The sequence below is a fragment of the Frondihabitans peucedani genome (assembly GCF_039537585.1).
GTDB lineage: Bacteria > Actinomycetota > Actinomycetes > Actinomycetales > Microbacteriaceae > Frondihabitans > Frondihabitans peucedani.
Genome location: NZ_BAABAU010000003.1, coordinates 55818 through 71145, shown reverse-complemented (window position 1 = coordinate 71145; position 15328 = coordinate 55818). Strand labels below are relative to the sequence as shown.

Here is a 15328-nt window from a genome sequence, read left to right as displayed (position 1 = left end):
TCGACGAGGAGAACCCATGGGGCATCACGACGCCACTCTGCCGGACGAGACGACCAGGAGGCTCCGCCGGGAGACCGACTCGCTCGGCTCGCGAGACGTCCCGGCCGACGCCTACTGGGGCATCCACACCCTCCGCGCCCTCGAGAACTTCCCGATCGCCAACCGGCCCATCTCGGTGTACGCAGACCTCGTCACCGCGCTGGCCGTGGTCAAGCAGGCGGCGGCGCGCGCCAATGTCGAGATCGGCGTCCTCGACCGGGAGAAGGCCCGCGCGATCGAGCAGGCCTGCGAGGAGATCCGCGCAGGATCCCTGCACGACCAGTTCCGGGTCGGGGTCATGCAGGGCGGTGCGGGCACCAGCACCAACATGAACAGCAACGAGGTCATCGCCAACCGGGCGCTCGAGATCCTGGGTCATGAGAAGGGCGAGTACCAGTTCCTGCACCCGATCGACGACGTCAACCGCAGCCAGTCCACGAACGACACCTACCCGACCGCGATCAAGCTGGCGATGTCGTTCACGCTGGCGACGCTCGTCGACGAGCTCGGCCGGGTCGCCGACGCGTTCGCCGCCAAGGGCGCGGAGTTCCGCGACGTCCTGAAGGTCGGCCGGACGCAGCTGCAGGACGCCGTCCCGATGACCCTCGGCCAGGAGTTCACCGGCTTCGCCCACACCCTCGGCGAAGACCAGCAGCGCCTCCGCGACACCCTGCCGCTCCTCGCCGAGATCAACCTCGGCGCCACCGCGATCGGCACCGGGATCACCGCCGACCCGAACTACGCGGAGGCGGTCAGGCGGCACCTCTCGGAGATCTCCGGCATCGAGATGGTGACGGCGCCCGACCTCATCGAGGCCACCAGTGACGCCGGCGTGTACATGACGGTCTCGGGCGCGCTCAAGCGGAGCGCCATCAAGCTCTCGAAGATCTGCAACGACCTGCGGCTGCTGTCGTCAGGGCCGCAGGCGGGTCTCGGCGAGATCACGCTGCCGCCGCGTCAGGCAGGATCGTCGATCATGCCCGGCAAGGTGAACCCGGTGATCCCCGAGGTGGTCAACCAGGTCGCGTTCGCCGTGGCGGGTGCCGACGTGACCGTGACGATGGCGGCGGAGGCGGGGCAGCTGCAGCTCAACGCGTTCGAGCCCGTCATCGCGAACTCGGTGCTGCAGAGCCTCCAGTGGCTGACCCGCGCCTGCGAGACGCTCCGGGTGAACTGCATCGACGGCATCCAGGCGAACACCGCCCGCCTCGCGCAGCAGGTCGAGACGAACATCGGCGTCGTCACGGCGCTCACCCCCTACATCGGCTACGCCGCAGCGGCCTCCATCGCCCACACCGCGCTCGCCACCGAGACCTCGATCGCGACCCTCGTCGTCGCGGCCGGCCTCATGTCGAAGGAGCAGGTCGAGCATGTCCTGTCGCCGGCGCGGCTGTCGGGCCTCGAGGCGATCACGTCGTCGATCCCGGTCGTCACGGCGGAGCAGATCACGGCGCACCTGGCGTCGCTCGACACCTCGCACGCCGACGAGACCGCCGGCTGAGGCTCCGGCCGGCTACTCCTCCGGCGGCGCACCCTTCCGCTCGCGCCCGCTCAGCGTCTGAAACCGCGGCCGCACGTGCGGCCGGCCGCTCTCGTCGAGCGTCGGCTCGCCGTACAGGCGCACCGCCTTCAGCCGCATCGTGCGCCCGTCGGTCTGGTCGAGTGAGAGGTGCCGCGCCATCGCGAGGGTGCGGGCGCTCGACCGCACCGGCAGCGGGATCATCCCCTCGGCCTCGACGCCCGACTGCAGGTACCTGACCCGGATGATCTGCGAGTCGAGCTCCCCGCCGAGCACGAGCACGAAGTTCGAGACGAACGCGTAGAGCAGCATGACGACGGCGCCGCCGAGGATCCCGTACACGCGGTCGTAGTGGGTGAAGGTCACCACGTAGATCGCGAAGCCGAGGGTGGCGAGGGCCCATCCTGCGATGGCGAAGAGGGCGCCGTACGACACCCACCGCACCTCCGGGTGCTTGATGTTCGGCGTGAAGTAGTAGAGCAGCGCGATCGCCAGCACGACCAGTCCGACGAGGACCGGCCACTTGAGCACGTTCCAGAGCGCGACCAGGATGCCGCCGAAGCGGAACTGGTCGCCGATGGCCTGGGCGATCGACGGCGTGATCAGCAGGATCGCGGCGATGGCGCCGAAGACGACCATCAGCACGAGTGAGAGCAGCAGCATCGACGACCGGAAGCGCACGAAGCGCCGCCCCTCCTGGATGTCGTAGATGGTGTTCATGGCCCGCCCGAACGCCGACGTGTAGCCCGACAGCGACCACAGGGTGAGCGCGAGGCCGATCCCGAGGGTGACGCCCGGGCTCGACAGGCTGAGGAGCGACTCGAGCGGCGAGCGGAGCGACTCGGCGGTGTTCGGCCCCAGCGCGATGGTGGCGATGCGCAGGATGTCGGCGACCGCGTCCCCGTCGCTCTGGCCGAGCGACACGGCCGACACGACGGCGAGGGCGCCCGGGAACAGGGCGAGCGTGGAGAAGAACGCAAGGGAGGCTCCGGAGTCGATCGTCCGGTGCCGGTAGAAGCCGTGGTAGGTCCGTCGGAGGGCGTATCGCCACGGGATCGGGTCGTGCGCGCCGACGACGAGCCAGCGGTTCCAGCCGGCGACGAACGGTGCCGCGCCCAGATGCCCGAGGAGCCGGAGCACCGGCCAGGTCAGCCGCGAGACGAGACGGCCGGCGGCCCGGAGCGCCGCCCACAGGGGCCGCCAGACGCGCAGGATCAGGCCTTCGGCCGGCCTGCGCGCGATCCCGGTCATGTCGTCAAGAGTATCCGCGTTCCCCACCGCGACACCCCGCTACAGTCGAGGCATGACGTGGGGCGGTGCACCTGGCTCCGGGCGCGAGCCGGGAGAGCCCTTCTCCTCCGCCACGCCGCCGCCCGCGACGATCGCGCCTCCGCGCCGCAGCCCGGCCGGTAATCTCGCCGCGGTCGCCGTGGGGTTCGTCGTCATCGCCTGCTTCGCGGTCGCGGTCGTGGCGTACTTCCTCCTCGTCCTGCCGCCGCAGGTGCTCGTGATCGGCCTGCTGCTGGCGGTCGTGCCGCTCTGCATCGTCCTCTTCGGCATCTGGCTCGTCGACCGCTGGGAGCCGGAGCCGCGGCTCGTCCTGGTCTTCGCGTTCTTCTGGGGAGCCGGGGTCTCGATCGGGGCGGCGCTGCTCTTCGACTTCGCGGTGCAGACCGTCCAGAGCGTGTTCGGCGGGGGCAAGAGCGAGCTGAGCGACATCCTGGGGGCCGTCGTCCAGGCGCCGATCGTCGAGGAGGGCGCCAAGGGGTTCGGCGTGCTGTTGGTGCTCTGGATCTTCCGCAAGCACTTCGACGGCCCCGTCGACGGCGTCGTGTACGCGGCCACCGTCGCGGCGGGCTTCGCGTTCGTCGAGAACATCCAGTACTTCTCGGTGCAGGTGGTCGACCAGGCGTACGGCGGCGCGAGTCTCGCGGGCGTGTTCCTCGTCCGGGCCGTCATGGCGCCGTTCGGCCACATCATCTACACGGCCTGCACCGGCTTCGCCCTCGGGCTCGCCGCCCGCCGCACCGGGCCCTTCGGCGCCATCGGCTACTTCTTCGTGGGGCTGATCCCGGCGATGCTCCTGCACGCCCTCTGGAACGGCGCGCTCGTCGTCGTCGGCGACCGCTTCTTCTCGTACTACGTGCTCGTGCAGGTGCCGATCTTCGCGGCCTGCGTGGTGGGTGTCTTCGTGCTGCGCTGGCTCGAGCGGCGCGTGACCCGCGTGCGGCTCGCCGAGTACGCGCGCGCCGGCTGGTTCGACGACGACGAGGTCAGGATGCTCTCCCAGGGCTCCTCGAGGCAGCGGGCTCTCCGCTGGGCCAGGCGCAACGGCCTGGGCCCCGTCATGCGGGCGTTCATCTCAGACTCGACGCGGCTCGCCTCGACCCGCCAGAAGATCGTGTCGTCGCGGCACTCGGAGGCTGCCCGTGCGGCCGCGACTCGCGACGAGTCGGAGCTCCTCGCGCAGGTGGCGGCGAACCGCGCGCTCCTCCGGCAGCCGCCGCCGTTCCCGCTCGTCTGACCGGCGACCGGCTACGGCGTCGGGTTCGCGGCGTCGTAGCGCCGGAACGACGGCTGCAGCCGCGCGAGCAGCCCGATCAGCACCACGATCAGCGCGCCGCCGAGGAGCGGCGGCCAGACCGTGCCCGCCGCGGCGAGCAGGCCGACGAAGAGGTCGCCGACCCGCGGGCCGCCGGTGACGACCACCGTGAAGATGCCCTGCAGCCTCCCGCGCATCGCGTCGGGCGCGGCGGCCTGCAGGATCGTGTTGCGGAAGATCGACGAGACGTTGTCGGCCGCGCCGGCGGCTGCGAGAGCGACGGCGGCCGCGGCGAGCGCCGGCAGGTTCGCCGAGGCGAGCCCCTCGGTCAGGCTCCCGAGCCCGCGGGAGCCGCCCGACTGCGCGACCCAGAGCACGATCCCGAACGCCGCGATGCAGGCGCCGTAGGCGACGATCGCCCAGTTGACAGCGGCTCCCTGCCGCCGGACCTGGCCGAGCCGCCCGGAGAAGAGGCTGCAGAGGAGCGCGCCGACCGCGTAGGCGGCGGTCAGCACGCCGACGGTCACCGCCCCGCCGCCGATCAGGACGGCCCCGACCACCGGGTAGAGGACGCGCGGCTGCCCGAAGGTCATCGCGATGATGTCGACGACGAAGGTCATCCGGATGTTCGGCGAGCGCTTCAGGAACCGGTAGCCGAAGAGGAGCGACTCGAGCCCCGGGCGCTGGATCTCGCCCTCGGGCAGGATCGCGGGGAGCGCCACGATCCCGAGGAACGCGGCGGTGAACAGCACCACGTCGACCGTGTACGTCGCGCTGAAGCCGACCGAGGCGACGAGCACTCCGGCCAGCGCGGGGCCGACGGTGAGCTGTACGCCGCCGGAGATCCCGTTGAGCGCGGACGCGGCCGGGAGCAGCCGCGTCGGGATGAGGCGGGGGATGATCGACTGCCTGGACGTGTTGATGATCGTCGCCGCGACCGCGTCGACGGTGGTCAGCGCGTAGAGCAGGGCGACGTTGTCGAGGCCGAGGTAGGAGTGCAGGGCGATGAGCGCGGTGGTCGCCCAGGCGACGACCGCGGCGAGGAGGGCGACGATCCTGCGATCGAAGGCGTCGGCGAGCATGCCGCCGTAGAGCCCGGCGACGATCATCGGCACGAGCGAGATCACGCCGACGAGTGCCACCGCGAAGGTGGAGCGGGTGATGTCGTAGATCTCGAGGCCGACGGCGACCAGGGTGAGCTGCGCGCCGATCCCGGAGACGGCCGAGCCGATCCACATCCGGGCGAAGGCGGGCGACGCCCTGAGCGGCTCGAGATCGACGAAGAGGCGCTTCCGCGCGGGAGCTGGGGGAGTCGGGTCGGTGGCGGTCAAGATCCCATTCTCTCAGCGGATCGAAGTGAGCGGTCACATCCCGTTTGCGGAGAGTCGCGCCCCGGGCGTAGCCTGCATGCGTTCGTATCGATGACGACTCTCGGTGCGGTCACACGACGGGCCGGGCACTCGATTCCTTCGCAGGGAGGACGCGAGCGTCCGGCCCGTCGCATCTCACAAGACGCCCCGAAACGCGCTTGACTGGTCTCATGACACACGATGCATCCACCAAGCCCGAGATCGACGCCCCCGAGGGCCCCGCCCCCGAGAGCCTCGAGATCACCGACATCACCGTGGGCGACGGGGCCGAGGCCCAGTCCGGCTCGACGGTCGACGTCCACTACGTCGGGGTCGAGTACGACTCCGGCGAGGAGTTCGACTCCTCCTGGGGCCGCGGCGAGTCGATCAACTTCCCGCTCGCGGCTCTCGTCCGCGGCTGGCAGGAGGGGATCCCCGGCATGCGCGTCGGCGGTCGCCGCCGGCTCGTCCTCCCGCCGCACCTGGCCTACGGCCCTCAGGGCGGCGGTCACCCGCTGAGCGGCAAGACGCTCATCTTCGTGATCGACCTCCTGGGCGTCAGCTGATGGCCGAGGCCGTCAGCGTCCCCACCCTCCAGCTCAACGACGGGACGGCGTTCCCCGCCGTCGGCCTCGGCACCTACAAGCTCGACGGCGACGAGGGCACCCTGGCCGTCCGGAACGCCCTCGACACCGGGTACCGCCTCCTCGACACGGCGCTGAACTACGGCAACGAGGGCGCCGTGGGGCGCGCGGTCCGCGAGACCGACGTGCCGCGCGACGAGATCGTCGTCACGTCGAAGCTGCCCGGCCGCCACCACGGCTACGACGAGACGCTCCGGAGCTTCGACGAGACTCGCCAGAACCTCGGCCTCGACCGGGTCGACCTGTACCTGATCCACTGGCCTCTGCCGCGGATCGACAAGTACGTGGAGTCGTTCCGGGCGTTCAAGAAGCTGCAGGACGACGGGCTCGTCACCTCCATCGGCGTCTCCAACTTCACGAGGGAGCACCTCGAGCGGGTCCGCGACGAGACCGGCGTCGTGCCGGCGGTCAACCAGATCGAGCTGCACCCGTACTTCCCGCAGGCGGCCCTCCGCGCCGTGCACGCCGAGCTCGGCGTCGTCACGGAGAGCTGGAGCCCCATCGGCAAGCAGAGCGAGCTGCTCACCGAGGACGTCATCACCGGCATCGCTCGCGAGCACTCGGTGACCCCGACGCAGGTCGTCATCCGCTGGCACGTCCAGCTGGGCGCCGTCCCGCTCCCGAAGTCGGGCGACGCCGGCCGGCAGCGCGAGAACCTCGACGTGTTCGGGTTCGAGCTGACGAGCGACGAGGTCGAGGCGATCTCCGGCCTCGAGCGCGGCCGCCTCTGGGACGGCGACCCCGAGACGCACGAGGAGTTCTAGCCTCCGAACGACAGGCGGTCGCCCCTCGGAGGAATGTCAGGCGCGCGAGTGATTAGAATCGTGTGCTGTCTTTCCCGAGGGGTGCCCGCCTGTTGCCATCTGAACTCGATCGCGAACGCGACTACGTGTCCACGCTCTACGAGCGCCTCGACACCCTCAAGAACGAGGCGCGCGAGCGGCTCCTCGCCACCCGGCGCGAGACGGTCGGCGGCAACCACCAGAGCCGCAGCGAGCGCGACGCCTACGCGAGGCTCTACGAGGACACCCTCGCGCAGCTGTCCGAGGTCGACGACCGCCTGGCCTTCGGTCGCCTCGAGCTCGAGGAGCCCGACGAGACGACGTCCCCCCGGTCGCTGACCGCCGTCCACGGGGCTCCGTCGGGCGACTACCGCTACATCGGGCGCATCGGTCTCCGCGATCCCGACCACCACCCGATCCTGCTCGACTGGCGCGTGCCCGGTGCGAGCGCCTTCTATCAGGCGACCGCGGCGACCCCGATGGGAGCCCGCGCCAGGCGTCACCTGACCCTCGAGGGCCGCACGGTCACCCGCATCGAGGACGAGGTCTTCGACGCCGCGCTCCTCGACCGGGGCGACGCGCAGCTGCAGGGCGAGGGCGCCCTGATGGCAGCGCTCACAGCGCAGCGCACCGGCAGGATGACCGACATCGTCGCGACCATCCAGGGCGAGCAGGACCGCATCATCCGGTCGGCGCTCGACGGCATCCTGGTCGTGCAGGGCGGCCCCGGCACCGGCAAGACCGCGGTCGCGCTCCACCGCGCCGCCTACCTCCTCTACTCGCACCGCGAGCGGCTTCGGGGCTCGGGCGTGCTCGTCGTCGGGCCGTCGCGCTCGTTCCTCCGCTACATCGAGCAGGTGCTCCCGTCGCTCGGCGAGTCGGGCGTCGTCCTGTCGAGCGTCGGCGGCCTCTACCCGGGCGTCGAGGCGACGACCGACGACGCTCCCGACGTCGCCGCTCTCAAGGGCGCGTCGCGCATGGCCGACCTGCTCCGGCGAGCCGTCCGCTCGCGGCAGATCCCGCCGACCGAGCCGGCCACCGTCGACATCGACGGCGAGCGTCTCGTCGTGCAGCCGCAGCTCGTCGTCGACGCGATGAAGCGGGCGCAGGATCGCGGGAAGCCGCACAACGAGGGCCGCGTCACCTTCAACAAGAACGCGCTCGCCGCCCTCACCCGGCAGCTCGTCGCACAGCTCCGCACGCGCGGCACGACGATCGACGACGCCGACGTCCTCGTCCTCCGCGAAGACATCCGGCAGTCGTACGACGTCCGCGTGCTCCTCAACACGGCCTGGCTGCCGCTCACCCCGCAGAAGCTCCTCGAAGACCTCTACGCCCGCCCGAACTGGCTCCGGAGCATCACGCCCCAGTGGACCGACGAGGAGCGCGCCCTGCTGCGGCGCGAGCGGGGCTCGGCCATGACGATCAGCGACGTCCCGCTCCTCGACGAGGCGGCCGAGCTCCTCGGCGAGTTCGACGTCGCCGTCGATGCGGGGGAGCGGGCGCGCAAGCAGCAGCAGAAGCGCGACATCGAGAACGCCGAGCGCGCCATCGAGAACATGCAGGTCGAGGGCATGGTGTCGGCGTCCGACATCGCCGGGAACTTCGCCGAGCGGGCAGCGTCGATGACGACCGCCGAGCGCGCTGCGGGCGACCGGACGTGGGCGTTCGGCCACGTCGTCGTCGACGAGGCGCAGGAGCTCTCGCCCATGCAGTGGCGACTCCTCGCCCGGCGCTGCCCGCTGCGGTCCTTCACGGTCGTCGGCGACATCGCGCAGGCGTCCTCGCCTGCCTCGGCCGACTCGTGGGACCGCGCGCTGCAGAGCCTCCTCGGTCGCCGCCGCCAGGCCGCGTCCAGCGAGACCGGCCCGTGGCGCCTCGAAGAGCTGACCGTCAACTACCGCACCCCGAGCCAGATCGTCGAGTACGCCGAGCGGGTCGCCCGCGAGTCGGGGCTCCGGATCACCGCGTCCCGGTCGGTCCGCGCGAGCGAGTGGCCGGTGCGGGAGGTCCAGGCGGGTGATGACGCCCGCGAGGCTGTCGTCGAGGCGGTCGCTCTCGATCGCGGCATCGACGCGGTGGGCACGCTGGCGGTCATCGCCCCTGAGGCCCTCGTGGAGGGGTTGGCCGGTGCACTCGAGGAGCGCTTCCCCGGCGATGTCGCGCTCGGCACGAGCTCGCTCACCGCGCCGATCAGCGTCCTGAGCCCCGCCACGTCGAAGGGCCTCGAGTTCGACTCGGTCGTGGTCGTCGGTCCGAGGCAGATCCGCGAGCTCTCCTCGCGGGGCAACGCGAGCCTCTACGTGGCGATGACCAGGCCGACGCAGCGGCTGACCGTGGTCGAGGTGGCCTGAGGCCCCGGGGTCGAGGCAGCGTGAGCCTCAGCGAGAGTGCCGCCGGGCCGATCCTGCGCCCTACTTCGCCCGGAGCCGGACGAGGGCGAGCGCGTACGACTGCCACCAGGTGCCGGCTGCGGGCCCGCCGTTGCAGGTGCCGTCGCTGGCACCGGGCGTCTTGACCCACAGGGTGGCGTCGAGGCGGGTGGTCCCGGAGGCGACCGCGGGGTTCTTGCCGAGGCCGGCGCCCTTCGGGTTGCACCAGGTGCCCTTCCAGCCCTGTCCGTTCCGCGACACGTCGACGACGTAGTGCGACCCGTCCGTCAGAGCGGACACCCGGTCGGCGAACGCGGTCTCGTCTTTCAGCGGGTAGAAGTTCGACACGTTCGTGAAGAAGCCGCGGGCCGATGCGATGCCGGCCGCCTCGAGACGCGGGGCGATCACCTGCGGCGTGACCCAGTGCGAGTTGCCCGCGTCGAGGTAGGTCGCGATGCCGGCTCCGGCGAGGGTCGTGACAGCCGACTTGATCAGCGGCAGCCTGGCCTTCGCGACGGAGGGGCAGTTGCTGATCATGGCGAGGGAGTCGGGCTCGACCAGGACGGCCGCGCGGTGCCCGCGGAGGGCGTCGGCCACGGCCCTGTTCCAGCTGAGGTACTGGGAGGCCGTCAGACCGCCCTTCGAGTAGCCGCCGCAGTCGCGGTCCGGGATCGCGTAGGTGACGAACGTCGGCGTCTTCCCGGCCTTCGCGGCGTTCGCGACGGCGCGGCCGACGACCGTGGCGAGCTGCGCCTTCGAGTACCAGTCGCCGAGCCAGATCGCGACCGGCTGCGACGCGATCCGGCCGATCGCCTTCGCGTCGGCGGTCCTGCGCTGCCGGGTGAGGTCGCTGACGATCGACGCGGCCTTGGAGTCCTTCTGGACGGCGAGGCCGCCGGAGAACAGCTGCTTCGCCTGCGACCGCTGGATCTCGGCGATCGAGAGCACCTTGGGCGGGGCCGTCCTCGCGGCCGTCGCGGCGTCCGCCGGGAACCCCTGGGCGAGCGCTCCGCCGACGACGGCGACGGCGCCCGCGACGGCCAGCGCCCGGACGATCGCGCGGGTGCGGCTGGCAGACATCGTGGCCTCTCGATCGGCGGGTCGGGGTGGTCGCTGTCAAGTCCACCAGAGGGCGGCGCCGACCAGCAGCGCCCGTTCGGGGGACGGAGCGGCCCCAGTCCGGGGTACGCGTCCGAGCGCAGGATCGGGCGGCACCCGAGGCGGGACGCGCAGCCGGGGCCCGCTACCGTTGATCCCATGACCGCAGCCGATGCCTCCGCCCTCGTCGACCGACTTACCGCCGTCGTGGCCGACTTCCCGAAGCCCGGCATCCTGTTCCGCGACATCACCCCGGTCTTCGCCGACGCCGAGGCCTTCGGCGTCGTCTGCGCCGAGCTGGCCGAGCCGTTCGAGGGGGCCTTCACGGCCGTCGCGGGCATCGAGGCCCGCGGCTTCGCGCTCGCCGGAGGCATCGGCGCGCAGACCGGCACCGGCGTCCTGACCGTCCGCAAGGCGGGCAAGCTCCCGGGCGAGGTGCTCAGCGAGAGCTACGCGCTCGAGTACGGAGAGGCCACGATCGAGCTCCGACCGGGCCAGCTGCCGCGCGGCTCGCGCGTCCTGGTCGTCGACGACGTCCTCGCCACCGGCGGCACGGCGGAGGCCTCCATCACGCTGCTCGAGCGCGCGGGCTACGAGGTGGTCGGCGTGGCAGTGCTCCTCGAGCTCGACGGGCTCGGCGGACGCGACCGCCTCGCCTCGCGCGTGCCGGTGCACGCGATCTCGTCGGCGCCGGCCTGACGCGACTCCCGCCCCGCTACGGCTGCGTGAGCAGCCCCTGCGGCACGAGCATCCAGGCGTCGGCGATCGCACAGCCGAGCGCCACGACGACGAACACGAACACCCAGACGAGCCCCGGCACCCGCGTCAGGCGCGCGAGCTGGTCGGCGTCCGACTGGCCGCCTCGGCTGCGGCGCCTGCTCGCCTGAAGCTCGATGCTCGCCCGGAGGGCGCCGAGCGCCAGGACCACCGTGACCACGTGCCCGAAGACCAGCTGCCACTGCGGCGTGGCGAAGAATGTGACGGCGGCGACGAGAGCCGCGCCGACGAGGATCACCCACAGCCCGAACCAGTTCCGGATCTGGATCAGCATCAGCGCGAGCACGACCAGCAGCGCCCAGAGGAGCCCCGCGGAGTAGCCGCGACTGAGCATCCAGGCAGCTCCGAGGGCAGCGAGGGCCGGGGCCGTGTAGCCGGCGAGCAGGGTCAGGACCATGCCGGGCCCGGTGCGCGGCCCCTTCGACACGGTGAGGCCGGACGTGTCGGAGTGCAGCCGGATGCCCGACAGGCGCCTCCCGCTCACGACCGCGGCGAGCCCGTGACCGCCCTCGTGGACCACGGTCACCGCGTGCCGGACGGTGTGCCAGGTGCCCGGCAGCAGGACGAGCAGGATGCCGACGACGAGCGAGCCGACCAGCAGCGGGACCGTCAGCGGCGCCGAGATCTGGGTGACGCGCGACCACAGGGCGGTGAGGGTGTCCACGCCGACAGCCTATTGAGGTGCTGCGCGGCGACTCCTGAGCGGTGGGCAGCGATTCGGCTGGGACCCGAGAGACATTCAGCATCCGTACGGCCCCCGTTCGGGATTTCACCCCCCAATGAGCGCTACCGGCAGCGACCGGGGCGTCGGTAGCGTTCGAGGACCGCTTCGAAAGGCCTCCCATTGACGATCCCGAGTCCGAGTGACGACCTCGTGTCAGCACCGCTGGCCGACGACCGCGCGCCGGAGCCCACGATGCTCGAACGCCTCTGGCGGAGCCAGCACGACGCTGCTCACCGAAGTCCTCGGATGCGCCTTACCGGCCGCAGCCCTCTCGCCCCCGGCGCCCGTCTGTGGTTCGTCGGAGCCGTGGGCGAGCTCGAGGTCGCCGAGCGGCTGCGCGCCCTCGGCACGCGCGGCGAGGCCTGGCGGGTGCTCCACTCGGTGCCGGTCGGCGACGGCGTTCGCGACGTCGACCACGTCGTCATCGGACCGGCCGGCGTCTTCACGCTCACGACCGAGAACCACCCCGGCAAGCGCGTCGTCGTCTGGGACCACTCGGTCATCGCCGACGGGGAGTCGACCCCGTACCTCCGCGACTCCGTCGTCGGCGCCGGGCGCGTGTCGATCCTGCTCGAGACCGCGCTCGGACGCCCCGTGCCGGTCGCGCCGCTCGTGGTCGTGCTCGGCGCGACGCACCTCAGGATCGCGCAGCAGCCGGAGGAGGTCGTGATCGTCCGAGCGGCGGCGATCGAGCGCCACCTGCGCGGCCTCCCCGCGATCCTGACGGTCGACGAGGTCCGCGAGCTCACCCGCGCCGCTCTCAAGCCGCGCACCTGGCACCCGAGGCCCGCCCTCGCGGCACCACCAGCAGAGGCCTCCGCCGCCCCGGACTCGAGGGCCCCCGAGGCGCTCCCGACGCAGGCCGAGCTGCAGTCCTGGTTCGCACGCGTCCGGGCCGAGGTCGACGGCGCGCGCAGGATCCGGGCCGCCTGGGCCGTGGGTGCTGCCGCCGCCCTCCTGCTGGCCGTCGTGCTCGAGGCCCCGACGGTCGTCCAGGGACTCCTCGGCTGACGCCGAGGCGCGTCGTGGGAATCCGCAGGCGGCATCGGGGAGGATGACCGGATGCGATTCCGACCGTGGCTCCTCGTCGTCACCGCCCTCTACCTGCTCTTCGTCGCCTGGATGACCCTCCGGCCCTCCGTCTACGACTCTCAGACCGGTGAGCTCCTCTGGCGCGCCCTCGGCTTCTTCGGCCGGCACTCCTCGACGAGCTGGCTCACCTTCGACGTCGTCGAGTCGATCGCCAATGCGGCCATGTTCGTCCCGCTCGGATTCTTCCTGGCGCTGTTCTTCCCGAAGCGGCTGTTCTTCCTCGCCGTGGCCCTCTGCGTCGTCCTGTCGCTCGGGATCGAGACCTACCAGGGCACGGTCCTGTCGTCGACCCGCGTCGAGGACTACGGCGACGTCGTCCACAACAGCGCCGGCGGCCTGCTCGGGGTCCTCGCGGCGCTGTTCCTCCGGCTGCTCTTCCTGCCGTTCGCGAACGCCGGCCGGAAGCCCCGGCGCTCGCCGCGGTCCGCGTCGGCCGGGCGGTCGCGCGCTGTCCGGCAGTACTGACAGGTGCTAAGCTCTTCAGGTTGCCGTCCAACGGCCGCGGATAAAGAGAGCCTCGCGCATCAGGCGTGAAGCACCGCGCAACGACAGAGAGGGGATCCAGCTATGGCACTTGCACCCGAAGTGAAGACTGCGATCATCGAAGAGTACGCGACCCACCCCGGCGACACGGGTTCCCCCGAAGTCCAGGTGGCTGTCATGACTCAGCGCATCAAAGACCTGACCGAGCACCTCAAAGAGCACAAGCACGACCACCACTCGCGTCGTGGTCTGCTGCTCCTCGTGGGCCAGCGTCGTCGTCTGCTCGGCTACCTGAGCGACGTCGACATCAACCGCTACCGCGCGCTCATCGAGCGTCTCGGCCTGCGCCGCTAGTCCCGCGCACCGCTCGGCTCACGCCGCGTTTCGCAGTTCGTGTCTGAAACACGACACCAGAACGGCCCCTCCTGTCTCAGGAGGGGCCGTTCTGCGTCTCCGGAGAGATCGGCTCTTAGCCGTTTGCCCGATTCTGCTTAGGATGACCCGAGGGGGACTCTGCAGAGTTCATGGGGGAGCGTCGAACTTCGCTCCGGAGTACACAAGAACGAACAACCCCGAAGGTGCCCGAACCAATGAGTCTGACCGAAGAGAAGCCCGTCAAGGTCAAGGCGACGCCGATGCGGCATCGCGTCCGCGGGAACGTCGTCCTCATCCTCTGCGTCATGTACGCGATCTCGTACATCGACCGCACGAACATCTCGACGGCCCTCCCGAGCATCAAGGCCGACCTCTCGCTGACCGACACGCAGCTGGGGCTCGTCGTCGCCGCCTTCTCCATCCCGTACGCGCTGCTCCAGGTGGTCGGCGGCAACATCGGCGAGAGGTTCGGCGCCCGGAAGGCGCTCTTCGTGATCGCGCTGCTCTGGGGAGTCGCGACACTCGCGACCGGTCTCTCGATCGGCTTCTGGTCGCTCTTCGCCGCCCGCATCCTGCTCGGCCTGACCGAGGCGGCCGCCTTCCCGACGGCGACGTCCGCGATGACGAGGTGGGTGCCGTCCGACCGGAACGGCTTCGTCCAGGGAGTCGTCCACTCGGCCTCGCGCCTCGGCAACGCCGCCGCCCCGCTCATCGTCGCAGCCCTCATCGTCTGGGCCGGCTGGCGCGAGTCGTTCCTCATCCTCGGCGTCGTGAGCGCGGTGTGGGGCGTCATCTGGTTCCTGTACTTCCGCAACCGCCCCGACGAGCACAAGAAGGTCACGCAGGTCGAGCTGGCGGAGATGCCGTCGGTGCCGAAAGACGCTGTGCGCCCGCCGGTGCCGTGGAAGCGATTGATCCGCACCATCCTGCCGGTCACCTTCGTCGACTTCGGCTACGGCTGGACCCTGTGGGTGTTCCTGACCTGGCTGCCGTCGTTCCTCGGCGACAGCTTCGGCCTGAAGCTGACCACCTTCGCCGTGTTCACCTCCCTGGTGCTCCTCGGCGGCGTGGTCGGCGACACCGTCGGCGGCGTGGTCAGCGACGCGTTCTTCCGCCGCACCCGCGACATGCGGAGCGCCCGCCGCAACACCCTCATGATCGGCCTGATCGGATCGGCGCTCTGCCTGGTGCCGGTCTTCGTGTTCCACGACCTCACGGTCGCGATCGTGTCGTTGACGCTGTCGTTCTTCTTCCTCGAGCTCTGCAACGCCGTGCTGTGGGCGATCCCGATGGATGCCGCGCCCGAGTGGGCCGGGACCGCCAGCGGCATGATGAACACCGGCTTCGGCATCGCCGGGATCTTCTCGCCCATCGTGTTCGGCGCCCTCGTCGACGCCACCGGCTGGCAGTGGCCGTTCGTCGCGTCGATCGTGCTCCTCGGCGCGGCCGCCGTCGTCGCCTGGCGGATGAACCCGCAGCGCATCTCGTCGACCGACGGCCTCGCCCGGGCGCAGAAGCTGGCCTAGCTCCCG

General features: G+C 71.1%; 14 protein-coding genes. 10 read left to right on the top strand and 4 right to left on the bottom strand.

The genetic code is table 11. The features are described 5' to 3' along the window. The first annotated feature begins 16 nt into the window (after positions 1–16). A complete protein-coding gene (locus ABD733_RS11735) occupies positions 17–1540 on the top strand; it encodes an aspartate ammonia-lyase (protein ID WP_344796399.1) in 1524 nt (507 codons plus the stop codon). 12 nt (positions 1541–1552) lie between these two features. Here the strand turns inward: ABD733_RS11735 and ABD733_RS11730 are convergent, their stop codons facing one another. Further along, positions 1553–2809 (bottom strand): YihY/virulence factor BrkB family protein, encoded by a 1257-nt coding sequence (locus tag ABD733_RS11730; RefSeq protein WP_344796397.1) that lies wholly within the window; start codon positions 2807–2809, stop codon positions 1553–1555. A 52-nt stretch (positions 2810–2861) separates the two neighbouring features. On the opposite strand from ABD733_RS11730, the gene ABD733_RS11725 reads away from it, so the two are divergent. After that, positions 2862–4082 (top strand): PrsW family intramembrane metalloprotease, encoded by a 1221-nt coding sequence (locus tag ABD733_RS11725; protein ID WP_344796395.1) that lies wholly within the window; start codon positions 2862–2864, stop codon positions 4080–4082. 11 nt (positions 4083–4093) lie between these two features. Here the strand turns inward: ABD733_RS11725 and ABD733_RS11720 are convergent, their stop codons facing one another. Beyond that, on the bottom strand, positions 4094–5431 hold the full coding sequence (locus ABD733_RS11720; RefSeq protein ID WP_344796393.1) for an MFS transporter: 1338 nt from the start codon (positions 5429–5431) through the stop codon (positions 4094–4096). Positions 5432–5640: 209 nt separating this feature from the next. Between ABD733_RS11720 and ABD733_RS11715 the strand changes: the two genes are divergently transcribed. From ABD733_RS11715 to ABD733_RS11705, 3 genes are all read left to right on the top strand, one after another. After that, complete coding sequence (locus tag ABD733_RS11715; RefSeq protein WP_344796391.1) at positions 5641–6015, top strand: FKBP-type peptidyl-prolyl cis-trans isomerase; 375 nt, start codon at positions 5641–5643, stop codon at positions 6013–6015. After that, the gene (locus ABD733_RS11710) at positions 6015–6857 is read left to right on the top strand and encodes an aldo/keto reductase (RefSeq protein WP_344796389.1); all 843 of its coding nucleotides are present in this window, start codon (positions 6015–6017) and stop codon (positions 6855–6857) included. The genes ABD733_RS11715 and ABD733_RS11710 overlap by 1 nt, the downstream gene beginning before the upstream one ends. 125 nt (positions 6858–6982) lie before the next feature. Further along, entirely contained in the window at positions 6983–9229 is a 2247-nt protein-coding gene (locus ABD733_RS11705) for a UvrD-helicase domain-containing protein (protein ID WP_344796387.1), read from the top strand. Between the two features lie 60 nt (positions 9230–9289). Here ABD733_RS11705 and ABD733_RS11700 read toward each other — a convergent pair whose 3' ends face one another. Beyond that, positions 9290–10327 carry a glycoside hydrolase family 6 protein gene (locus ABD733_RS11700; RefSeq protein WP_344796385.1) on the bottom strand — a complete coding sequence of 346 codons (1038 nt, stop codon included), beginning with the start codon at positions 10325–10327 and terminating at the stop codon, positions 9290–9292. 177 nt (positions 10328–10504) lie between these two features. On the opposite strand from ABD733_RS11700, the gene ABD733_RS11695 reads away from it, so the two are divergent. Then, on the top strand, positions 10505–11044 hold the full coding sequence (locus ABD733_RS11695; RefSeq protein WP_344796383.1) for an adenine phosphoribosyltransferase: 540 nt from the start codon (positions 10505–10507) through the stop codon (positions 11042–11044). 16 nt (positions 11045–11060) lie between these two features. Here the strand turns inward: ABD733_RS11695 and ABD733_RS11690 are convergent, their stop codons facing one another. After that, positions 11061–11786 (bottom strand): M50 family metallopeptidase, encoded by a 726-nt coding sequence (locus ABD733_RS11690; protein ID WP_344796381.1) that lies wholly within the window; start codon positions 11784–11786, stop codon positions 11061–11063. Positions 11787–11996: 210 nt separating this feature from the next. Here ABD733_RS11690 and ABD733_RS11685 point away from each other — a divergent pair, with 210 nt between their 5' ends. From ABD733_RS11685 to ABD733_RS11670, 4 genes are all read left to right on the top strand, one after another. Then, on the top strand, positions 11997–12857 hold the full coding sequence (locus tag ABD733_RS11685) for a nuclease-related domain-containing protein (RefSeq protein WP_344796379.1): 861 nt from the start codon (positions 11997–11999) through the stop codon (positions 12855–12857). Positions 12858–12908: 51 nt separating this feature from the next. Beyond that, positions 12909–13403 carry a VanZ family protein gene (locus tag ABD733_RS11680; RefSeq protein WP_344796377.1) on the top strand — a complete coding sequence of 165 codons (495 nt, stop codon included), beginning with the start codon at positions 12909–12911 and terminating at the stop codon, positions 13401–13403. Between the two features lie 102 nt (positions 13404–13505). Further along, positions 13506–13775 (top strand): 30S ribosomal protein S15, encoded by a 270-nt coding sequence (gene rpsO, locus ABD733_RS11675; protein WP_286343241.1) that lies wholly within the window; start codon positions 13506–13508, stop codon positions 13773–13775. A 236-nt stretch (positions 13776–14011) separates the two neighbouring features. Next, positions 14012–15322, top strand: coding sequence for an MFS transporter (locus tag ABD733_RS11670; protein ID WP_344796372.1), 1311 nt, complete (start codon positions 14012–14014; stop codon positions 15320–15322). Positions 15323–15328 lie beyond the last annotated feature (6 nt).

What these genes read in the sequence shown, in the direction of transcription:
- ABD733_RS11735 (WP_344796399.1), top strand. Translation starts at nt 17, where the DNA reads ATGGGGCATCACGACGCCACTCTGCCGGACGAGACGACCAGGAGGCTC.
- ABD733_RS11730 (WP_344796397.1), bottom strand. Translation starts at nt 2,809, where the DNA reads ATGACCGGGATCGCGCGCAGGCCGGCCGAAGGCCTGATCCTGCGCGTC.
- ABD733_RS11725 (WP_344796395.1), top strand. Translation starts at nt 2,862, where the DNA reads ATGACGTGGGGCGGTGCACCTGGCTCCGGGCGCGAGCCGGGAGAGCCC.
- ABD733_RS11715 (WP_344796391.1), top strand. Translation starts at nt 5,641, where the DNA reads ATGACACACGATGCATCCACCAAGCCCGAGATCGACGCCCCCGAGGGC.
- ABD733_RS11710 (WP_344796389.1), top strand. Translation starts at nt 6,015, where the DNA reads ATGGCCGAGGCCGTCAGCGTCCCCACCCTCCAGCTCAACGACGGGACG.
- ABD733_RS11700 (WP_344796385.1), bottom strand. Translation starts at nt 10,327, where the DNA reads ATGTCTGCCAGCCGCACCCGCGCGATCGTCCGGGCGCTGGCCGTCGCG.
- ABD733_RS11695 (WP_344796383.1), top strand. Translation starts at nt 10,505, where the DNA reads ATGACCGCAGCCGATGCCTCCGCCCTCGTCGACCGACTTACCGCCGTC.
- ABD733_RS11680 (WP_344796377.1), top strand. Translation starts at nt 12,909, where the DNA reads ATGCGATTCCGACCGTGGCTCCTCGTCGTCACCGCCCTCTACCTGCTC.
- rpsO (WP_286343241.1), top strand. Translation starts at nt 13,506, where the DNA reads ATGGCACTTGCACCCGAAGTGAAGACTGCGATCATCGAAGAGTACGCG.
- ABD733_RS11670 (WP_344796372.1), top strand. Translation starts at nt 14,012, where the DNA reads ATGAGTCTGACCGAAGAGAAGCCCGTCAAGGTCAAGGCGACGCCGATG.